The organism is Vibrio lentus (assembly GCF_030409755.1).
In the GTDB taxonomy this organism is placed as follows: domain Bacteria; phylum Pseudomonadota; class Gammaproteobacteria; order Enterobacterales; family Vibrionaceae; genus Vibrio; species Vibrio lentus.
This window is the reverse complement of record NZ_JAUFQE010000001.1, coordinates 1,419,123-1,434,513: the sequence shown is the minus strand read 5'-3', so window position 1 is coordinate 1,434,513 and position 15,391 is coordinate 1,419,123. Positions and strand designations below refer to the sequence as shown.

Genomic DNA, 15,391 nt, shown 5'->3' with positions numbered 1-15,391 from the left:
AATAAAGCACGAGAGACTAATTACGCGTTTTGAGCCGCTAGGTGCATCTTCTTCGCGTGACGAATCTTCTTCTCTTCCGCAACCGCAACGAATAGCAGTAACACGATACAAATGGCAGCTGACGTATCGAGTGCTGCGAATGTCCCTTTCCAACCCGTTAAGCCGAAAATTGGCGTTCCGTCCGCAATCATACCTAGGCCAAGTTTGGCAAAGCTGTCACCAATTAGGTAAGCAAATGTGCCTTTCACGCCATCAGCAACACTGATTGCTTTCTTAGGTACAAAACCTACCGCAGCAACACCAATCAATAGTTGAGGACCGAACACTAGGAAGCCAAGTATGAACAGTGACGCTAGGTACATGAACTCACTCGTTGCATTTTGGTAGAACTCTAGAGAGACAATAATCAGTCCAAGCGATACACAAGCAACTAAAGCACGACGTCCGTTCGCAAGGTCTGATAAATAACCCCACATCAATGTGCCAACCAGAGCACCGACTTCAAACAGAGTAAAGCCTGAAATCGCCGTTTCTTTTGATAGGCCTAGCTCTTGATACGCGTAAACGGTAGACCATTGATCGATACCGATACGAACAATGTATAAAAAGATATTCGCGAAGCAGAGCAACCAGATCACTTTGTTTTTAAGAATGTACTCAACAAAGATCTCTTTTTTAGTCATTTGATTCTCTTCAGCAGCTGTATCTTCTTCGCTGATTTCTTCATCAAATAACTCTTCAACTGTACCTAATCCGTATGCTTCTGGAGAATCGTTACCAAAGCGCATACCAATGAAACCAACGACAATCGCGATGATAGATGGGAAAACAAACATACCAATTACGTTGCCATCAAATAGGTAGTTTGCGCCAAACAGAGCAACACCGGCTGCACCCGCACCACCCACGTTATGTGACATATTCCAAAGACCTAAATACGAACCACGCTTATTACGAGGCGTCCATTTAGTGATGGTTGAGTAACTTGAAGGGCCACCCGTACTTTGGAAAAAACCACTCAATGCGTAGAAGGCAACCATCATGAATAAGCTAGCGCTGCCGCCACCCATACTGAAGCTGAAGCCCAACATGGCAATACCAGAAAGGACAAGCATGAATGGCAGGAACTGCTTGGTGTTTTTACCATCGGCGTAATAGGAAACGACGGTTTTACCAATACCATAAGTAATTGAGAAACCAAGACCGATCAGACCTAGATCAGTCATTGATAACCCATAAGTAGAAATCATGTCGTTTTGCGCGACATTGAAGTTCTTACGGATTAAATACATGGTTAGATAACCAATGAACACGACTAGGTACGATTGCAGGAATGGTTTAAACCACATTTTTCTTCTAGTTTCGACCGGAAGATCCAGCGTCGGTTTTCTAACCTGATCTAGGAACTTTAACATTGTGAACTCTCTTATTTTTTGTGAGGTCTGCACGACATAATTGCGGCCATGCATTCTTTGTTAGTTGACCGTGAAATAATAAGGAGTCTAAAAATCGACCGCATGAGAGGGGGTCTTAGAATAACTAGGAAAAATTCTTAGTTCGGAATTGGGAGTCAAGAAACCGTGAACAGCATCACTTTGTTTACGGTGTGTTATGTATTGATATTACGATAACAAAAGTCGCTCATTTCAAGGCTGACGAACCGTGTAAATAAACAGAAACAAGTGAAACACTTCGCAACAAACAAAGCATTATTCATAATGGTTGCCTGACATTGCATTGATAAAGTTTGGATCCTTTTGTAAACACATTTTAGGTTCCAACTATGAATTCAATGATCAAATCATCACTTGCGATTGCTATCAGCCTTCCACTACTTGCTGGGTGTGTGACACCTGGTGAAGATGATCCCAATGCGAGCACCAAGCAGGGCGCAGTCGGTGGCGCACTGTTAGGACTCACGATAGGTGCATTAACAGGTGATGCTGACCTAGCAATGAAAAGTGCCGTTGTCGGCGGAGTAGCCGGCGGGGTTGCAGGTGCAGGTAACGACATCAGAAGTAATCGAGACAACATCCGTCACGATAGCCGCAACGAAGCTATTGCACATACCAACGTAAACGCTGCAGCACCAACAGAAACAAAGCAACAAAATTGGGTAGAACTCAATAATTTCATTGGCGAATGGGATGTCACTATCCACAATCACGTTAACACTCTGGATACCATCTCGGACTTGGCGTCGACAGGAAAACTGAACAGTATTAGTCAAGCTGAGGTGAGCGTAGCTAATTCACAAGGAATCAACCTAACGGCTCAGTTCTCTTACGATGAAGCTCAAGGCTACCAAATGGATGTCACCAACCAAGCTACCCAAGTGAATGTCAACTTTGCTGGCGAGCCTCAATCTCAAAATAATCGTTACAATTTTTATCCAACTAACATCCAAGATGTCATCTATGAGGGTGTAAATAGTGCTGATGTTCGCATTGAATTAGGCATGCTCAATAGTCAGCTTTGGATCTTAGAAAGCTACGCTTACCTAGATGGTAGTGAAAAGAAAATACAATCAATTCGATTTAACAAAGCCAGCTAGCTTTTCGTTATTAGCGGTTCGTTATTAATTATTAGCTTCTAAATCGCAGATCAAATAAAACGCCAGTATCGGTTCATCGCCATCAAACTCCATGGCGTGCCCGATACTGGCTCAACATTCATTCCTATTAAAATAGATTCGATAGGCTTGTTACGTTTTGTGCGAATCGAACTACAGTCGTTTACCGCTGCCGTCTTCCCACATTACTTCGCACTCTTCTTTGATAGCGGCTTTCAACAGTTCAACCAACGGAAAAGCTCGGCTACCGATATTGACAGGCGCTTCAACAACTTCTTCTTCATTGTCGTCATCAGCATTTTCTTGCTCTACTGGTTTGCTCTGCTCTGCGGCGATCGCAGTGCGTAAATTATCCAGAGCTTGAGGAACGTCTGGAGCATCGATGGCTCCTGGGATCGCGCCACTATGTCCAAGCATCTTAATGAACTGAAGACCGACCTCACCAAACATCGTGACGCTAGCATGAGCCTTGCAACTAAAAGTAATTAACATAATGAGCCTCTATCAAATTTAGGTATCTACAAACTATGTTGAGTAAATCATTGGAAAGCAAGTACATAATAATCAAATAGCCTCTACCAACCTGATCTTTGAATACCACACTCTAGAGACGATCTGCACCGTCGGTGACGTACATCACTATTTATAATGATTTGATTATTCTTTCATATGAAAGATTGATTACAGTCACACTAAATAGTTATCTAAGTCTCCGCGTAGCTTATTATTTAATCTACTATTAATACCATTATCAAAATCTTTGGCACAAATCACATGAAAAGGCTCGTCGGCAGACACCTAGAAGAAATGGCGGACATACGATCCACCCGCAAGCAAAAAATTGTTCACTCCTTTTCACTGACTGCCGCGGCGCTATTCATTTTTTACACTTGGGCTTATTTCCAAGGCCAACATTACACGCTGTCGGTTTTCGAACTGTGTTTTGCTCTTATCGCTATCTCCAATGCATTTTACGTAAGAAAAGTCATTAACCCTGAGTATTCAGAATTGATCCTGAGCGGTGTTTTGCTGGTTCAAGGGGTCATCCTATTCTTGTACAGTCACGCGATTCCCGACCGGATACTTTGGCTCTACCCTATTCTGGCGGCGGTGATTTTTATCAATGACTTCAGAATTGGAATCATATTTAGCACCTCATTTTGTTTGTTTATCAGCACCCTGATTACGGCAATGCCCAATAACTTTTCTTTGCCATTTAACAGCACACATCGATTTATTCTTAGCCTGTTTACCATGAGTTTGGTGTGTCACACATCAGCCTATTACTACACAAAAGCCGTCAGCTATATTCAACGCCTCTACAAAGAAGGCATTGAAGATCTGGCCTACCGAGACCAACTCACAGGCTTGGCCAATCGCTGGAGTTTTGAACGTTGGGCGGTCGAGAAATTAGCCACCGTGGATAGCAAACGCTCCCTCACCGCATTAGTGTTTCTGGATATCGATGATTTCAAAAGTATCAATGACAGCTATGGCCACGATGTGGGCGATAGTGTCTTGCAGCATTTTGCCAATCGCTTGAGTAACAACATTCGAACTAGAGATCGAAAGAGTCATGAGTACGATTATTCCATCGCGCGCTTTGCTGGGGACGAGTTCGTTCTAATGCTCTATGACATTCCAACTCGAAAAGACCTCGACGGTATTCTTGATAGAATATGTGGGTTGTTTGAGAGTGGCTGTCAGACTAACGAAAGGATCAAAGAACTGACACTTAGTGTTGGAGTTTCTTTGTATCCGCAAGATGCACAAGAATTACATGAGTTAACGAGATGCGCCGATAAAGCGATGTATGTGGCGAAACATTCAGGGAAAAACCGATACGCTTATTATCACGACAACCCAGTATCTACCTTGATAGAAGAATTACCTGCAAACCTTTCCTGTTCAGAATCTGATTCTTCTGAACTTGAAGATTGTCTTGAAGCGAAGGTGGAAGGGAACAATGTTACGCTATTAAAAACGCGTCAACGCTAGCCATTAATATCACTTACACCTAATATCACTTACAATTAAGCGTACTAACCAGCCATATACATAAGCCAAAGGCTCACTAACCCGATCACAATAATCCACACAACTTGTCGTGTTCGGTTTGGGTTATTGCCTCTAGGTCTCACTACCGTTTTAAAAGCGGCTTGCTTGGCCGACTGAAGAAACGGGGCTTCAATCTCACGTTTTTTCACGCGACGTTTAACAGCGCTATTCGCTACCTCGGTAAAACGTTGGCTTTGCTCCGTTGTAAAGTCGTTATCAAAGCCCATCCGACCATGCCTTTCGCCATGTTTTTGCTGAACTGCCATAGCGGCCTCCTTGGCGGTCTACTCTATATTCAAGTATAGACATAATTTCATATTCTTACCTGTTCAAGATTTTCGAATAAGACACTCAACGCTATGCCATCTTCTTTTGAAATCAAATTACATAAACTACATCTATTCCAGTTTATGAGGGTTTCAAAATGACGAATGTAAGAGCAGTAGATCATGTGATTGCAGCACATGCCACTTCCGATGGTGATGGCGTCAAAATCCAAAGACTCGCTGGTTTCAATAACACGCGTTTCTCTCCATTTTTGATGGTCGACGAACTTAAGTCGGATGAAAGCAAGGACTATGTTGGTGGCTTTCCTCCTCACCCTCACCGTGGGATAGAAACGCTCACTTACATGCTTAAAGGTCACTTCCAACACAAGGACCATATGGGGAATGTCGGTGAACTTCGCAGCGGTGGCGCACAATGGATGGCCGCGGGGCGTGGTGTGATTCACAGTGAAATGCCGATGATGGAAGAAGGTGCGTTGCACGGCTTTCAGATTTGGATAAACCAGCCAGCAACACACAAAATGCAGCCCGCGCAATACCATGATTTCCAAAGTGAAAGCATTACAGAACATCAAGATGTGCAAAGCGGTTTATTACGAGTGATTGCAGGTGGATTTGAGCTGTATAACCAAACTGATGATTCAGAGGCTCTGCGAGCGCAGGGTCCATTACAAACGACAGGTGTGCCATTAAGCGTCGCGGATTGGCGAGCGAATTCAGGGCAAAAAGTGACGTTAGGGACTAATGTTAATCACAATGCCATGACTTATGTGTACCGAGGCAGCATTAAGATCGGCGACAAAGCGATCAACCAAGGTCAGCTTGCCCTACTCACCAAGGCTGAATTGTTGTCTTTAGAAAGCCTAGAAGATTCAGGTGTACTGATTTTTTCTGGTCAACCGATTAATGAACCGGTTGTGCACTACGGTCCGTTTGTCATGAACTCGATGGAAGAGATTGAACAGACGATTCAGGATTACAACAACGGCGTATTTGAGACTTACTGATTTACCAATGTCTGTCTTTAAGCTTTGAGATTTGAATTGAATTGAATTGAAGGTTGAAGGTTGAAGGTTGAAGATTGAAGATTGAAGATTGAAGATTGAAGATATTTTGCAACAAACAACGAATTTTAGTCGTCCATTTGATGACTGTAAAAACAAGTGACACTATCCACTGCCGGTTACTATCACTTATTTAACCACGCTCTTAGAGCGTGGTTTTTTCTTATTAGTCAGAAACTAAAACACAACTTCTTATAAGTACTCACACAAATAAGCCGTTGCTTCTTTTACCTGTAGGTCGAAAGAAGAATCGCCCGCAACGTCAAAATACTCACCAGATTGGTATGTCGTCCAATCGTCATCGCCAACACGCTTTACAATCAGAGCACCCTTTACAACGGTCATCTTTTCTGGAGCTGCGGTACCGAATGTGTATTCGCCAGCAGCCATCACACCAACACTCACATCAGCACCAGACTGATTAAACGCTAACGACTTAACGCCACCATCAAAGTATGTATTCTCTTTAATCATTGTACTTCCTTGTTATCTTCAAATTGCAATTATTGGGCTTCAATGAATCAGCCTATGCGTAAATTCACGTGATAATTGTTTTAACCAATTCACGACATTCCTACAAGAAATAAATACGCATAGCTTAAGTCTTTTCTACAATAGAGATGCATTGACTGAACGAATGTCATCAGAAAAACTTAAAATTAGCCAAAGCAACCCATTTATCTAGAACATTCGATCCTGCTTCTAACTCTCGCAACTATCTTTGCAAACTAAGGTTTTAATTTATAGTATTTAAGGCAGTATGAGTAAGGAAAAGACGAGAACATGGCGAAAAAGAGCACTAAAATAGCAGATCTATTTGCCAACTCATTACGTTACCTTTTCTTATTGGTTGCCGCTATTATTGCTCTCACTGCAGGGTATTTCGCCTATCAAACCCACCAGCAATCCGTCAGCCCAAGTAATGTGCACGGCACATGGATAGAGATTGGCGCTCCACCTTACAAAACCGACATCCTGACTCTTTCCGACAATGGAGTGATGATGAACCATCGCTTCATCAGTACTTCATTTGATTTTGATGGCAAAGTTGTCACCATCAATACAGGTTCTGGGTCAACGGTTTATACGATAAGTGGTACCTACGATTCCCCTCGTTTAAAACGACTCGTTCCGAGCGTCCCTTCACAACAGTTCATTAAAGAGGGCTATGAAGACACCGCCGCGGGTGATACCCACAGTGTTATGCAACAACGACGTGCTTCATTAGCGGAACAATTCAAACGATAAACCCCTTAGTTTTTTGAATAAGCACTGTATTTATCACGCAACCTATCTCAGCTTCATACATCCAACTCTGTGACTCCCCTTCAAATGACGATATTTTCTTATAGTTTGTCGCATCTTTTCATAACTTCATGTCGCGTAATTTCACTTATGAGATTTTCATTCTGAAGGATGTTTTATTTTATAAAACATGGACTCAGCCTCTCACTCATTAAGCAACAGAATTGTAACGAAACAATATTTTTTAGTTGTCCATCGAAAACGGATTTATTTTCAGTTATAAAATTAAAACTCTCTCGAATACTGACTGGGAAGCTCCTTCAAAACTGATTGGAGCCGTTTATGGGGCCATTTGGTTCTCGTAACCTTCAAGGAATGAGAGAAATAGTATGATTCGTATTAATACCTGTGCGGCAAGCATTGCTCTAGCGCTATCAGGTACAGCATTAGCTGCACCAACAGCACCTAGCATCGACATGTACGGTTCCAACAACCTACAGTTTTCTAAAATTGAACTCGCGATGGAAACAACTTCTGGCTATAACCAGATGGTTAAATATCACGACAAAGCAAAGGTCGACGTTAAATTCAACCAATGGAGCGGAACGTCAGGAAACACTTACAACATCTACTTTGATGGCGTTAAAGTGGCCACTGGCCCTATAACTGGCAGCCAAACGACAGCTTCATTCGAATACGGCCAAGGCGGCTTATTTCAAATGGAAATTGAAGCGTGTGACGAAACAGGCTGTGCCAAGAGTGCACCCGCTCAGATCACAATCGCAGATACCGATGGCTCACACCTAGCGCCGCTTGCGATGAATGTGGACCCGAACAACAAGTCATACAACACAGATCCAAACACGGTAGTAGGTACTTACTTTGTTGAGTGGGGCATCTATGGCCGTGATTACACAGTCGATAACCTACCCGCTGATAACTTGACCCATATCCTTTACGGCTTCATCCCAATTTGTGGTCCTAATGAATCAGTAAAATCGGTAGGCGGTAACAGCTACAACGCACTCATGACAGCGTGTCAGGGCGTTAACGATTACGAAGTGGTGATTCATGACCCTTGGGCGGCTTTCCAAAAGAGTTTCCCGCAAGCAGGGCACGAATACAGCTCCCCTATCAAGGGTAACTACGCGATGATGATGGCGCTTAAGCAGCGTAATCCTGATTTAAAAATCATTCCATCGATTGGTGGCTGGACGCTATCTGACCCGTTCTTCGATTTCACAACCAAAGCTAACCGAGACACCTTCGTTGCGTCGGTTAAGAAATTCCTCAACACATGGAAATTCTACGACGGTGTAGATATCGATTGGGAATTCCCTGGTGGAGGCGGTGCTGCTCCCGATCTTGGTGACCCTGTGAATGACGGCCCTGCTTACATTGCATTGATGGCAGAACTGCGCGTTATGTTGGATGAGCTAGAAGCTGAGAACGGCCGTACTTACGAGCTAACATCAGCGATCGGTGTTGGTCACGATAAGATTGAAGACGTGAACTACGGCGATGCTATCCAATACATGGATTACATCTTCGCAATGACTTACGACTTCTACGGCGGTTGGAACAACGTGTTAGGTCACCAAACAGCACTCAACTGCGGTAACTTCATGCGCCCTGGTCAATGTGATGGCACAGGCCTTGATGAAAATGGCGAACAGTACACTGGCCCTGCTTACACCACAGACAACGGCATCCAATTGCTGCTTGAGCAAGGTGTTCCAGCGAACAAACTTGTGGTTGGTACAGCGATGTACGGTCGTGGTTGGGAAGGCGTATTACCCTCATCACTTTCGGATCCTAGCGACCCAATGACTGGCGTAGGTAATGGCAAACTGACCGGCAGCTCTGCGCAAGGCGTCTGGGAAGATGGCGTTATCGATTACAAAGGTATTAAAGCGAACATGCTTGGTGCAAACAACCAAGGTATCAACGGCTTTGAATATGGTTACGACGAAATGGCAGAAGCGCCTTACGTTTGGAACCGTACTTCAGGTCAGCTAATCACATTTGATGATGATCGCTCAGTAAAAGCAAAAGGCGCATACGTTCGTAGCCTTGGCCTTGCGGGTCTATTCTCTTGGGAAATTGATGCGGATAACGGCGATATCCTGAACGCGATGCATGAAGGTCTTGCCGGTGGCACCACCGATCCTGTAAACCGTAAACCAACCGCAGCAGCGGGCGCAGACCTATCGGTTGAAGGCCCAGCTTCTGTTTCTCTAGACGGTAGCGCTTCAAAAGACAGCGACGGCACGATTGCAAGCTACGCTTGGTCACAAGTGAGCGGAACGGCAGTAACTCTGGCCAACGCGAATACGGCTGTTGCAAGCTTCGATGTGGTTGAAGTCGCTCAACAAGAAGTACTCACGTTCAGCCTAACGGTAACTGATAACGAAGGTGCTACTGCAACTGACACCGTTGTTGTAACGGTAACTCCTAAAGACACAGGCCCAGTCAATACAGCACCAGTTGCTGTGGTTACGGCTCCGGCTGAAGTGAATGCGGGTGATGTAGTCGTGGTTGATGCTTCGGCTTCGAGCGATGCAGACCAAGACACATTGACCTTCACGTGGGATGTACCTTCTGGTATTGATGCAACGGTTCAAGGTTCTTCAGTAAGCTTTGTGGCGGCGGAATACACGCAAGATACAACGCTGAACTTCTCTGTGACAGTGAGTGATGGTACAGATACATCAGTCGCGGCTACTTCAGTGAAAGTTCTTAAGAAAACCACAGGCGGCGGCACGTGTACTAACGCTTGGGATTCAAGTGCGGTCTACACTGGCGGCGACCAAGTGACTCAAGGAGGTAAGGTTTGGGAAGCGAAATGGTGGACAACAGGTGAAGATCCAACAACGACAGGCCAATGGGGTGTGTGGAAAGAGATCGGTCCTGCAAGCTGCTAACTAAAAATAGTGCTTAGTTAAATACTGACTAAGCATCAACTAAATCCCTAAAGCAAAGGCCAACCAGAGAATGTCTGGTTGGCCTCTTTATTATTTGTTTTCTTAACTGGCGTTCTACTGACTACGCTCGTTAGGCTTAGCTAATCAAGTTATCAAAGCTCTCGAATACTTGTGGGCACTTCATCACTCGGCCGTGGCCTTGGCCTTGAGTGGCAATCAAGGTAACGCGACCCATTTCATTAGCGGCACGCTGAGACACATCAAACTTAGTAAACTTGTCTTGCTCATCATGAACAATGACCGTCTGAGACTCACGAAGCGCTAACTTTCCATAAGGATCAACAGACTGAATTGGGTAGTTAAACTGCTCTTCCACTTCACCCACGACCGCCTCAAACAGTTTCATTGAGTAACCAGAACGAGCCACGCTGCCAAATAGATTTTCTAAATAATCCAACACAGGAGCAATTAGCAACAAAGGTTTGTTTTCTAATTTAACGTGCTTACATTCCAACGCAGAAGCCGTACCCATGCTGTGACCGACCAAACCTGCCACTTCGCCAACCGAATCTAGAATCGCCTCTAAACCGTTCACAAACGCTGGGATATGACCATGTACGCCATCGCTGCCACCATGAGCTGGATGATCGTAAGCCAAGGCCGTAAAACCTTTCGCGGCGATGTGTTCCATTAAAGGAAAGAACTGACTCGCGGTGCCTGACCAACCGTGGGTAAGCACCCAAACTGGACCAGTACCCAAAGAATACGTTTTTAAGACGCCATCACGACCTTTGATTTCACTCTTGATGAGCCCTTGCGGATCTGCATTTTTCTGCTCAGTACGCATTGGAGTGAGCAGCAGTTTACGTGCCGTTTTCTTTGCGTGGCTCGGCGCTAAGATGTAATGCAGATTGGTTGTAGCCCCAATTAGGCTGCGCTTGAAGCTGAACTTGTTCGATGTATTAAAATAGATTTTGTCACTCATGACCGTTCCTTGTATCGCCATCATCATCTGGCGGATCGAGCTCGGCCCTAAAAATCGAACGACCGTGCTATTTGTTAATATAAAAAATGGCGCTGCTGCGATTTATCATCGCTTACCACCACTTCTCTAAAATTTTGTTGTAAATCTTACTTCAGCAAGACTCACATGATTTGCGAGTTAACCTGCTGTATGTTTTAAACCGCTTTCCAACTGGCTACCAAGCGCTCGACACCACTCCAAAAATGAGTATGGCTCGCTTGTTGGCCTCGTAACGAGTAGAACAAGTTCGCACTCAAATAAAGGCCATATAATTCGAAGGTTGCCTGTTTAGGATCTAAATCGGCTCTGAACTGTTTGCTCTCAACCGCTTTTGCTACCTGAATCGTCAAGTAATCAATCCACACTGAAATGGTTTTCTGCAATGCTTTCTGAATTACAGATGTTTCACTGCCCGCATCTTTCCATGCATCAATAAACATGCAACTGCCTTGGAACGAATGGTTCCAGCCCAGCCAATTGTCGAGCAACTGTTTCAATTTCGCTTCAATATCACCATCCCCCAGTTCTCTTGCGGGAATGATGACTCTTTCGGTGAATATGGCGTTGGAATACTCGAGTACAGAGAGTTGCAGGTTCTCTTTAGAGTTGAAGTGTGCAAACAAGCCACTCTTAGACATACCACACTGCTTGGCTAACTCACCAATCGTTAAACTCTCAAGCCCATTTTCACTCGCAAGTGCGAATGCATGACTCAAAATATACTCTTTGGTTATCTTTCCTTTGCTCATTATTCACCAATAATAAATCTGATGGTTCATTTTTAGCACGTTCGTTCTTTTTTTCAAAGTTTTTTGCCTAAGCTCTGGGAATTAATTTCTCTTGTCTAAGAATTGTGGAAAAATGCGACAGTATTCAAAGGAAATTGAAATCGACTAACAAAGGAAAAAGAATGAACACACTTTGGGAACAGTTTGCGTTTTCGGCGTCAGTAACAGGCCCTATCTGTTTAATGCTGTTTCTTGGTGTGATGCTTAAGCGAATCGGCTTAATCAATGACAATTTCATTGATGTCGCGTCCAAGGTGGTGTTTCAAGTCACCCTACCCGCGATGCTATTTCTGAGTATTGTTCAATCGAATCACAACTTTTCAGCCAGTAGCGCGTTAGTTGCGTTTGGCGTCATCGCTAACTTTGTCTTTTTCTTGTTTACTATTTTCTCGACCAAATTGGTATTCAAAGGCTCGAAAGATCAAGGTGTGATTGTCCAGGGTGGATTCCGCGCTAATACCGCGATCATTGGCCTCGCCTATGTGGCTAATATCTATGGCAACCAAGGCGTGGCATTGGCTGCTATCTATGTCGCATCTCTGACCGTGCTGTATAACATTCAAGCCGTGATTGCACTTACCCCAAAAGGCGAAGACACAGGCGCGAAAGCGATTAAAGTGATCGCCAAGTCCATCACCAAAAACCCATTGATCATCGCTATTTTCTTAGCGGTCGTCTTCTATGCGCTTTCGATTCCTATCCCCAAAATGGTGACTGACGCTGGTCAATACTTTGCCAACATGACGTTACCTTTGGCTCTGCTCTGTACTGGTGGCTCTCTAGATATTAGTTCGCTCAAACAAGAAAAGTTGTCCACGTGGTTCGCCTCTAGCTACAAGTTAATTGCCTCACCGCTACTAATTACATTGGCTGCTTGGTACTTAGGGTTTGAAGGGCTCGATCTGGGGCTTATCTTCTTGATGAGCGCAGCACCAACGGCAGCGGCAAGCTATGTTATGGCGCGTGCAATGGGCGGAAACTCAACGTTGGCTGCCAATATTATCGCGCTAACCACTGTCGTTTCACTTATCACTTGCACGCTTGGTATTTTCGCATTGACTGCAATGGATTTAATATAGCTGCGACAGGCTTCAAAAAATCAATATAAGCCTTAAATCAAAGGCCTTCAGCTTTGATTTAGGACTAACTGATTCCACATAAAGACTGTTAGATTTTACGAAATTTTTCTTAGAGATCTGATATGTCTTCCGTTCAACATACGCCTTCACAACGCATCGCCAGTATCGAGTTGGGTCGAGTGATTGCTATCTTGGCGATCATTGGCTTACACGGCCAGATGGCACTTACTTATTGGCAAATCGATGAAGTGCCATGGATTGGTTATGTGCTCAACCAAACCGCTCGCTTCGCCGTGCCTCTGTTCTTCCTTATTTCCGGCTATCTGATTCAACCTAAGCTCACAGCGTCGCCTTGGACAACCTTCATTAACTACTCCAAACCACTACTTAAAGTTTGGTTAGCGTGGAGCATCATTTGTCTAGTCATGCCATTCAACCTCGCTAAGGTTGAAGAATTGGGTTACTTAGGCGAACGCCAGGGTTACTGGGGCTTCCTAATGAACACCCCCCTCAACTCTTTCTTAGAGGGTGGACTGGTTCACTTATGGTTCATTCCCGCTTTGGTGTGTGCGGTTTTGATCATCGCCTTAATGGTCGAGATGAAACTCGACAAGCTTCTACTTCCAGCGGCCATTCTGCTTTACGTCTATGGTGTGTTGGCGGGCAGCTATGCGAGCTTAACCGACCTCAGCGCGCCGTTCTTCACACGTAACGGTCCGTTCTTCAGCACGTTAATGGTGACATTGGGCTTCCTGATTCGTCAGCATCAATGGAAAGTATCATCAGCCAAGGCGCTGGGATTATTAGCGCTAGGCATGTTCATTCACTTTGCCGAAGCGGCATGGCTAACCACGTACGACATTGCCTTCAACATGAATGATTTTTTGTTTGGTACAGCGTTATGGGGAATGGGCGTGTTTATGTGGCTTCTGGCTAATCCAAACATCGGTGATTACGCGTGGGTTCGCGCTATTTCGAATCGCATGCTAGGTATCTACGTTTGCCATCTGCTGATCATTATCGTGCTGTTCAATGTTTGCGGAGTCTTGGGTATCACTGAACTCGGTAAAGACATCACCGTATTCTTCGGCACCTTTATCCTGAGCTTTATGTTGGTTGCTGGGATCGAAAAAACGCCACTACGACGCGTGCTACTTCGCTAAATCAGTTTTAAACAGCCACAAAAAAGAAAGGCAAGATAACTTAATATCTTGCCTTTATTTCATCATATTGAAGCTGAGATTATCTCACTCGAGAGGTGTTATAGGAACGCCATCGCGCCTTTACCTACCCCTTCATACGCCACGATTTGTAATGACTGGTTTTCTGCCAAGCTTGGAGCCACTTGATCTGCGATATAGCCTGCCAGCAATTCCACCGTGGTATCGGTTGGTAAGATTTCCGTTTCGCTCTTAGCAATCGCTAGCTCAAATTCGCCTTGAGGTGCGGTGTAGCGGAAGCCATAGTGGCTTTCATCATTAACGCTTTGCGCGTGTTCACTCAGGTTAAGTGATGAAACTGAAACTTGGTCTTCTTTAGAACCTAAGTAAATGTCTTCCCAGCGCTGAGCAAACGCCTGTTCGCGTTGTTCGTCACGCTGACCATCAACCACGATTTCTACTGGAGAACGATGACCATGGGCGATGCGTTGGCAGTTGCCATCATGCTTTTTCAAACCATGGGTGTAGTGATAAAACGCGCCATTAATATTCTCATGACGAAGGGTGATCTCTAACCCTGTGACGTTACTTGGTAGGTTATCGCGAAGAATATGATAAACGTGTGCGGTCACGCTCTCGATGGTGATCGCTTCTGCATCAATCAAGCAATATGCTTCGTCAGGGCAATGTAGGTGTAGGCTCTTGTCACCACGCAATACATCAACCTTAGAGTAACCGGCTTTGCTTGCTTGATGCACAATTGCAGCGTTTTGCATTGGCAGCAGTAGGCGGTGGTCAACGTGTTGATCAACAAGGTGTTTGATCTGTTTTTTGACCTTGCTAAAGTCCAACACCATGCTCATTTCATTCAGTTCACCAGACATGGTGACATCTAAAATCCAACTATCTCCTACGACCCCTCTGTGTTCACAGATATATGAAGAATCGATAACGGTAAGGTCTCTTACAAATAGGTTCAAGTTAAACTCCTTAGTGCTTTAATGAGATACGGGAGGCTGAATAATGTTCAGCAGGCACTTCGTCTCATTGATGTCTGATAAAATAGGACGGGCAGAATGTTACAACGAGCTTATAAAGTCCACCTTTTTACACCGTCAGTTGAGAATTGAACAAACTACGCTCAATTTCCGCTAAAACATAGACTAGCCTCATGCTAATAGCCACATTTC

14 protein-coding genes are annotated in these 15,391 nt (G+C 44.5%); 7 read left to right on the top strand and 7 right to left on the bottom strand.

The features are described 5' to 3' along the window. Window positions 1-20: 20 nt before the first annotated feature. Window positions 21-1,415: a hexose-6-phosphate:phosphate antiporter UhpT gene (uhpT, locus tag QWZ07_RS06055; protein WP_099165936.1), complete on the bottom strand. Its 1,395-nt coding sequence runs from the start codon at window positions 1,413-1,415 to the stop codon at window positions 21-23. A 368-nt stretch (window positions 1,416-1,783) separates the two neighbouring features. Between uhpT and QWZ07_RS06050 the strand changes: the two genes are divergently transcribed. Continuing rightward, entirely contained in the window at window positions 1,784-2,554 is a 771-nt protein-coding gene (locus QWZ07_RS06050; RefSeq protein WP_192852403.1) for a YMGG-like glycine zipper-containing protein, read from the top strand. Between the two features lie 171 nt (window positions 2,555-2,725). On the opposite strand, the gene QWZ07_RS06045 is transcribed toward QWZ07_RS06050, so the two are convergent. Further along, a complete protein-coding gene (locus tag QWZ07_RS06045; RefSeq protein WP_017082989.1) occupies window positions 2,726-3,064 on the bottom strand; it encodes a DUF1840 domain-containing protein in 339 nt (112 codons plus the stop codon). A 315-nt stretch (window positions 3,065-3,379) separates the two neighbouring features. Between QWZ07_RS06045 and QWZ07_RS06040 the strand changes: the two genes are divergently transcribed. Continuing rightward, window positions 3,380-4,570 carry a GGDEF domain-containing protein gene (locus QWZ07_RS06040; RefSeq protein ID WP_102312272.1) on the top strand — a complete coding sequence of 397 codons (1,191 nt, stop codon included), beginning with the start codon at window positions 3,380-3,382 and terminating at the stop codon, window positions 4,568-4,570. Between the two features lie 44 nt (window positions 4,571-4,614). Here the strand turns inward: QWZ07_RS06040 and QWZ07_RS06035 are convergent, their stop codons facing one another. Further along, the gene (locus QWZ07_RS06035; protein ID WP_029225699.1) at window positions 4,615-4,896 is read right to left on the bottom strand and encodes a hypothetical protein; all 282 of its coding nucleotides are present in this window, start codon (window positions 4,894-4,896) and stop codon (window positions 4,615-4,617) included. Window positions 4,897-5,054: 158 nt separating this feature from the next. Here QWZ07_RS06035 and QWZ07_RS06030 point away from each other — a divergent pair, with 158 nt between their 5' ends. Next, window positions 5,055-5,924 carry a pirin family protein gene (locus tag QWZ07_RS06030; RefSeq protein ID WP_102328099.1) on the top strand — a complete coding sequence of 290 codons (870 nt, stop codon included), beginning with the start codon at window positions 5,055-5,057 and terminating at the stop codon, window positions 5,922-5,924. Window positions 5,925-6,173: 249 nt separating this feature from the next. On the opposite strand, the gene ppnP is transcribed toward QWZ07_RS06030, so the two are convergent. After that, window positions 6,174-6,455 carry a pyrimidine/purine nucleoside phosphorylase gene (ppnP, locus tag QWZ07_RS06025; protein WP_192852402.1) on the bottom strand — a complete coding sequence of 94 codons (282 nt, stop codon included), beginning with the start codon at window positions 6,453-6,455 and terminating at the stop codon, window positions 6,174-6,176. 309 nt (window positions 6,456-6,764) lie between these two features. Here ppnP and QWZ07_RS06020 point away from each other — a divergent pair, with 309 nt between their 5' ends. Together QWZ07_RS06020 and QWZ07_RS06015 are read left to right on the top strand one after the other, a co-directional pair. Beyond that, complete coding sequence (locus QWZ07_RS06020) at window positions 6,765-7,229, top strand: DUF2850 domain-containing protein (RefSeq protein WP_192852401.1); 465 nt, start codon at window positions 6,765-6,767, stop codon at window positions 7,227-7,229. Between the two features lie 386 nt (window positions 7,230-7,615). Beyond that, complete coding sequence (locus QWZ07_RS06015) at window positions 7,616-10,150, top strand: glycosyl hydrolase family 18 protein (RefSeq protein ID WP_192852400.1); 2,535 nt, start codon at window positions 7,616-7,618, stop codon at window positions 10,148-10,150. A 136-nt stretch (window positions 10,151-10,286) separates the two neighbouring features. Here the strand turns inward: QWZ07_RS06015 and QWZ07_RS06010 are convergent, their stop codons facing one another. Together QWZ07_RS06010 and QWZ07_RS06005 are read right to left on the bottom strand one after the other, a co-directional pair. Beyond that, window positions 10,287-11,135 (bottom strand): alpha/beta hydrolase, encoded by an 849-nt coding sequence (locus QWZ07_RS06010; RefSeq protein WP_192852399.1) that lies wholly within the window; start codon window positions 11,133-11,135, stop codon window positions 10,287-10,289. A 194-nt stretch (window positions 11,136-11,329) separates the two neighbouring features. Further along, entirely contained in the window at window positions 11,330-11,923 is a 594-nt protein-coding gene (locus QWZ07_RS06005; protein WP_004732750.1) for a TetR/AcrR family transcriptional regulator, read from the bottom strand. 161 nt (window positions 11,924-12,084) lie between these two features. Here QWZ07_RS06005 and QWZ07_RS06000 point away from each other — a divergent pair, with 161 nt between their 5' ends. Continuing rightward, complete coding sequence (locus QWZ07_RS06000) at window positions 12,085-13,041, top strand: AEC family transporter (RefSeq protein ID WP_017111351.1); 957 nt, start codon at window positions 12,085-12,087, stop codon at window positions 13,039-13,041. 122 nt (window positions 13,042-13,163) lie between these two features. Further along, window positions 13,164-14,204, top strand: a complete 1,041-nt coding sequence (locus tag QWZ07_RS05995) for an acyltransferase (protein ID WP_192852398.1) — start codon at window positions 13,164-13,166, stop codon at window positions 14,202-14,204. 98 nt (window positions 14,205-14,302) lie between these two features. On the opposite strand, the gene QWZ07_RS05990 is transcribed toward QWZ07_RS05995, so the two are convergent. After that, window positions 14,303-15,181, bottom strand: a complete 879-nt coding sequence (locus QWZ07_RS05990; protein ID WP_192852397.1) for a 6-pyruvoyl trahydropterin synthase family protein — start codon at window positions 15,179-15,181, stop codon at window positions 14,303-14,305. Window positions 15,182-15,391 lie beyond the last annotated feature (210 nt).

Coding starts and splice junctions, on each gene's coding strand:
- QWZ07_RS06050 (WP_192852403.1), top strand. CDS start 1,784: ATGAATTCAATGATCAAATCATCACTTGCGATTGCTATCAGCCTTCCA.
- QWZ07_RS06000 (WP_017111351.1), top strand. CDS start 12,085: ATGAACACACTTTGGGAACAGTTTGCGTTTTCGGCGTCAGTAACAGGC.
- QWZ07_RS06020 (WP_192852401.1), top strand. CDS start 6,765: ATGGCGAAAAAGAGCACTAAAATAGCAGATCTATTTGCCAACTCATTA.
- QWZ07_RS06010 (WP_192852399.1), bottom strand. CDS start 11,135: ATGAGTGACAAAATCTATTTTAATACATCGAACAAGTTCAGCTTCAAG.
- QWZ07_RS06030 (WP_102328099.1), top strand. CDS start 5,055: ATGACGAATGTAAGAGCAGTAGATCATGTGATTGCAGCACATGCCACT.
- QWZ07_RS06040 (WP_102312272.1), top strand. CDS start 3,380: ATGGCGGACATACGATCCACCCGCAAGCAAAAAATTGTTCACTCCTTT.
- QWZ07_RS06015 (WP_192852400.1), top strand. CDS start 7,616: ATGATTCGTATTAATACCTGTGCGGCAAGCATTGCTCTAGCGCTATCA.
- QWZ07_RS06005 (WP_004732750.1), bottom strand. CDS start 11,923: ATGAGCAAAGGAAAGATAACCAAAGAGTATATTTTGAGTCATGCATTC.
- uhpT (WP_099165936.1), bottom strand. CDS start 1,415: ATGTTAAAGTTCCTAGATCAGGTTAGAAAACCGACGCTGGATCTTCCG.
- QWZ07_RS05995 (WP_192852398.1), top strand. CDS start 13,164: ATGTCTTCCGTTCAACATACGCCTTCACAACGCATCGCCAGTATCGAG.
- ppnP (WP_192852402.1), bottom strand. CDS start 6,455: ATGATTAAAGAGAATACATACTTTGATGGTGGCGTTAAGTCGTTAGCG.
- QWZ07_RS06035 (WP_029225699.1), bottom strand. CDS start 4,896: ATGGCAGTTCAGCAAAAACATGGCGAAAGGCATGGTCGGATGGGCTTT.
- QWZ07_RS06045 (WP_017082989.1), bottom strand. CDS start 3,064: ATGTTAATTACTTTTAGTTGCAAGGCTCATGCTAGCGTCACGATGTTT.